General features: G+C 34.1%; 5 protein-coding genes and 1 pseudogene. 1 reads left to right on the top strand and 5 read right to left on the bottom strand.

From position 1 onward, the window contains the following. Positions 1–192 precede the first annotated feature (192 nt). Positions 193–843 (bottom strand): hypothetical protein, encoded by a 651-nt coding sequence (locus EA412_00265; protein ID TVR84638.1) that lies wholly within the window; start codon positions 841–843, stop codon positions 193–195. Here EA412_00265 and EA412_00260 point away from each other — a divergent pair. After that, entirely contained in the window at positions 832–1,047 is a 216-nt protein-coding gene (locus tag EA412_00260; protein TVR84637.1) for a hypothetical protein, read from the top strand. The two genes, EA412_00265 and EA412_00260, sit on opposite strands and share 12 nt — an antisense overlap. A 77-nt stretch (positions 1,048–1,124) precedes the next feature. Here EA412_00260 and EA412_00255 read toward each other — a convergent pair whose 3' ends face one another. The 4 genes and pseudogenes from EA412_00255 to EA412_00240 form a co-directional block, all read right to left on the bottom strand. Then, positions 1,125–1,772, bottom strand: coding sequence for a hypothetical protein (locus EA412_00255; protein ID TVR84636.1), 648 nt, complete (start codon positions 1,770–1,772; stop codon positions 1,125–1,127). Between the two features lie 6 nt (positions 1,773–1,778). After that, the gene (locus EA412_00250; protein TVR84635.1) at positions 1,779–2,822 is read right to left on the bottom strand and encodes a hypothetical protein; all 1,044 of its coding nucleotides are present in this window, start codon (positions 2,820–2,822) and stop codon (positions 1,779–1,781) included. 19 nt (positions 2,823–2,841) lie between these two features. Further along, a complete protein-coding gene (locus EA412_00245) occupies positions 2,842–3,045 on the bottom strand; it encodes a superinfection immunity protein (GenBank protein ID TVR84634.1) in 204 nt (67 codons plus the stop codon). Between the two features lie 218 nt (positions 3,046–3,263). Further along, a pseudogene (locus EA412_00240) lies at positions 3,264–3,601 on the bottom strand (hypothetical protein).

The following is a 3,601-nucleotide window of genomic DNA, read 5'->3' as shown; positions in this document are numbered from 1 at the left end:
CTTTTCTACGGATTTTTGAAAGAGGGCCATGGGGTGGGGTTGGAGTGGGGGTTGGTTATTTGAATAGTTAAATTGGATACTGGTTTTTAAAAGTGACCTTCCAATGCAAAAGTCAATGCTTAGCAGAGGCCGTTAAACTATTGCCATGCCCCAGTATTGTTGACTTTACTATATTGGCTGCAGGCTTTCTTGTCATCGGTTAATTAATGCTTCATTTGCAAATCTAATCAATAAGTTGTCAAATTCTCTTAATGTCAATTTTTTGTCAAAAGTTTTTTCGATATCTTGTCTCACTGCTAAACTCTTACAGGCAAATTTTCCGTATTCACGATCAATACTGGTTGAGTTCAGAATTTGAGAAAATCTCACCGGTGTCTTGGAAATGAGTTTTCTCAATGAACCCACAACTCTGCTGTCATAAATAGGGAACAAGTTTGGCAGATGAAAATGTAAATACTTTGAACAGAATGACCTTTTTTTTAAACCAGTCAATTCAGCAGTCAGTTTAGTAAAATAGTAATGAGTTTCAAGTATTTTTCCTAAATTCTCTTCTGTCAATTTATCAAACTGACTTAACTCTTCCAATTTGCTGTCTAATTCCGATTTTTTAAAAGCAGGAACAACTTTGTCAATGTAGAAATCATCATTAATTGCTTCCTTAATTTTTCGTCTCTCGATAGCCGCTGCATATGCTCTCCCAATTAACCAAACCTTTGCTAAAATCTGTTCATCTTCAGTGTGATAAAAATTCTCTGCACAGAGTTTGTAAAGAACTCCATTCCCAAAACTCCAAATGCTTTTTTTGCAAGCTTCAATTAATTCCGTTGTAAGTTGTTCTTTCATAAGCTTATAGCCAAATCGTATATATCTGCAAATATAAACCACATTTTTAATTCCCATAATATTATTTGGGTTTTGTTGAAAGATAAATGTGCTCTGTGCGGTTTTTATTTGCATGCGAAAAGCAGGTATCTGTTTGCGGAAAGGGCATTGGGGGATGGAATTGTTTTGGATGGTAAAGTTTGGGTTGTGAGGGAAGTAAATTGAAGGGGTTGAATTGGGTAAAGGCGTTTATCGCCTGGCGGGGCGGTCTAATCGATTAGTGGCTGGTGGTTAATAAGTTGTCATATTTCATTGTAGAAGGCCCAATTTAATTTCAGTTTTTCTTTCGTTTCGTACTCTTTGATTTTAAGTTTTAACGCTTTTCTGTGTTTAGTTCCGCAAATAAAAGTTGCTTTGTTGTAATTAAATTGTTTACTGAAATCATAAATGTTTTTTAGCATTTCATATTCACGATTATTATGAAGAATCCTTTCTGATTCATATTCACGAGATAAATTCACATCATTTATTTCAGATAAAACAGTTTCTTCAATCTCTTTAATTTTGTCAATAAGTTCAATGCAATCATTACTATTGAGAAAGTCATAACCGTATTTTGTAATCATTGATACTTTTTCGTTCCAAAGTTTGAGATACTCAGAACTTCTTTTTGCAATTTCATCAGCTCCATTAAAAAAGTCACTTTCATTAATTGGATAGGTATCAACTGGAAAATGCTTTACAGGGTATTTTCTTAAATATTTCTTAATAGCAATCGCTTCTATTGTATTAGGAACAGAACCATCAGCATATACCCTAGAGAAAGTGTCTAAGCAAAGTTCTTCAAATATAATTTCTGGTTGTATTTCCTCAATGATTCTGTATAATTCATCGGGATTACATTTTCCAAGGTGATTATGGAATGAAGAAATAACAGTTATGTTATGCATAAGAGATTATTCAAATATTCTATCCTTTCCCATCATATCATTAATACTTTCAATATGTTTGATTTGGTTTTCCATTTTCTCCCCATTTTGCACTGCTTCTTTTAATATTCTAACCATTTCATTCATATTAGAATAATGAACTGGTTCATTGTTTTTTCTAATGTTTTTAATAACCTCAATTAATCTTTTTGATTTTACAAGAAAAGTTCCTTCGGGAATAAAACTGACATCTTTCAATACACAATCTCCATAAAATAGTACTATTGAATAATAGGGCATATTATCAGAATGATTGAGGCTCTTTTTCAATTCTGCTATATGCTTATTGTTTTGCATTATGGGATTATAGAAGCGATATTTCTGCTTTCCATACGCTAACACCTGTGTCCATTGCGATTGATTTCCCTTCCCGTAAATCCACCCACTGTAATCTTTTACTTCAAAAACAATTATCCCCACTTCCGTTACAACTACCAGGTCAATCTGAGTGAATTCACCGTTATTCTTCTTCAGATACAGGTCGTGAAAAATCATTTGTGCCGGTATCTTGTATTTCAACAGTTTTAATGCTAAATCTCTTTCTGACCGTGTACCCCTTTTTGTATTGGTAACGGTTTTCAGCAACCTTGTATCTCTTACCTTCCTGATTATTAATAAACTAACAATGAGAATTGTGCCGGCGATAAATACTTTGAATATTAATGGTAGTGTTTTTCGAAAAGACTGGAGATTTTCATTTAATTCAGTTCTGCTAAACTCTAAATATTCAAAATAGACATAGCCCGTCTTTCCCTGGTACCTGACTTTATACCAGTTATTATTTTTTGATAAAACTTCAACTTCAATTCCTTCCTGTAAAGTAAAAATAACGTTGTGCTCAGTACCTGCACCGGTCCTTACATTTAAATCTGCTGTTGCAATATGATATTCCTTATCATTTGCGAATGAGATAATATTATCATTTTCAATAAGTAGAATAAGCACAGTAAGTACAAGTATAACTGTTGTAATTCCTTTAATTGCTCTTCTTACTTTTCTAATCAGTTTCAATCGTTGAATTTTTTAATTATTATTTCTTTTTGGACAAAAATGCCCAAATAAAAACAAAAATCCACAGCGCTACTGTCCACCCTCCAAAAAGGTTTACCAGGAATATCAAAAACGTCGCAGTAGCATTTCTACCCGATGCTATGATTGTGGGTAAAAAGTAGATAAATAATGCTACAATGATAATTAAAATCAGAAGGATTAAATCTAGTACTGAACCTGTCATATTTTTGATTTTTTTCGGAAGTCATTGCGGTAACTTTATCAGCAAACCTTCTGCAAACGTGCCTGCTATACCTGCAGTTTCGCCTGCCTGCCTGCCGGCAGGGATTACGGGCTGCTAAACTATCCCCCGATACAGAAGATAACGCGAAGCAGAAAACCCGAAACCTGCATTGCACAAGCAATTGGCAGATATAGCATGTTGTGGCCTGTAGTATATTGTCATTCAATGATTTGTCTGTATTTTTCTATCGTTTCGTCAATATTATTTAGTTCCACTGTCCAGTTGATAAGGTCTTTGTCAAGCCAGTTTATTCCTTCGATTATTTCAGTTTTGTAAGTTTACAGCACATTCAAATTCCAGGAAATGGCTTCATGGTGAAATATCCGGTTCCGAAGCTTCCGTATTCCATTGAACTTCGAACTCATTGTTTTCCTTTTTCTAATTTCTTTGGGGCAATTGGGGAAGGCTAATCTAAGATTTTTCCATAGCGTCATTTCGAATTTCAGGTCAAAAAGTGATGTCCAAAATCCAAACGAAAGTTCAGATATTATTCGTC

The sequence above is a fragment of the Chitinophagaceae bacterium genome (assembly GCA_007695095.1).
Lineage (GTDB): Bacteria > Bacteroidota > Bacteroidia > Chitinophagales > REEL01 > REEL01.
This window is presented reverse-complemented; position numbering and strand designations above follow the sequence as displayed.

Excerpts from the sequence above, each read along its gene's own strand:
- EA412_00255 (TVR84636.1), bottom strand. The coding sequence starts at position 1,772 with ATGCATAACATAACTGTTATTTCTTCATTCCATAATCACCTTGGAAAA.
- EA412_00265 (TVR84638.1), bottom strand. The coding sequence starts at position 843 with ATGAAAGAACAACTTACAACGGAATTAATTGAAGCTTGCAAAAAAAGC.
- EA412_00245 (TVR84634.1), bottom strand. The coding sequence starts at position 3,045 with ATGACAGGTTCAGTACTAGATTTAATCCTTCTGATTTTAATTATCATT.